This window comes from Pseudomonas sp. PDM26, assembly GCF_019219185.1.
Lineage (GTDB): Bacteria > Pseudomonadota > Gammaproteobacteria > Pseudomonadales > Pseudomonadaceae > Aquipseudomonas.
The window spans coordinates 1-747 of record NZ_JAHUWC010000039.1; the positions used below are offsets into that span (position 1 = coordinate 1).

At 64.0% G+C, this 747-nt stretch carries 1 protein-coding gene; it reads left to right on the top strand.

Annotated features, from left to right (window positions below; translation table 11 throughout):
- The coding region (locus KW849_RS30980; RefSeq protein WP_218433897.1) for a VCBS domain-containing protein at positions 1-747 on the top strand (747 nt) is incomplete at both ends.

A 747-nucleotide genomic window follows, 5' to 3' on the forward strand; every position in this document is an offset into this window, starting at 1 on the left:
GACAGCCTCGGAAACCCTGCTGACCCTCAGCGGCAATGTGTTGAGCAACGATGTGCAAGGCGCTGACCGCGTAACGCTCGGGGAAAACGCCGGGCCGATCACCCCCGGGACCTTCACCGGGACCTACGGCACCCTGGTGCTGAATGCCAACGGCAGCTACACCTACACCCTCAACGCCAGCGATGCCGATTTCAAGGCCCTGCACGGCGGTGGCGACAGTACCGAGACCTTCAGCTACACCCTCACCGATGCGGACGGCGACAGCAGCACCGCGAACCTGGTGCTGCAGATCCACAACAACGATGACTCGACCTCGATTGGCGGATTGAGTGTTGACGGTGGCGAACTCACCGTCTTCGAGAAAAACCTCAGCGATGGCAGCGCACCGGATGGTACGGCGCTGACCCAAAACGGCACCTTCACCGTCAGTGCGCTGGATGGCGTGACGAGCCTGAGCGTCGGCGGTATCGCCGTGGTCAGCGGTGGCGTGGCCACCGGCTTGCCGCAATCGATCACCACCGCGCTGGGCAGTACCCTGACCATCACCGGGTTCAACGCCGCCACTGGCGTGATCAGCTACAGCTACACCCTCAACGACAACGAAGCGCACCCGACCGCCAACGGCGCCAACACTTTGCCTGAGCAGTTCGCCGTGACCGTGGTCGACGACAACGGCACCACCGCCACGGGCAGCCTCGACGTGAACGTTGTCGACGACCTGCCGGAGGGCGTGGACGACAGCCATGC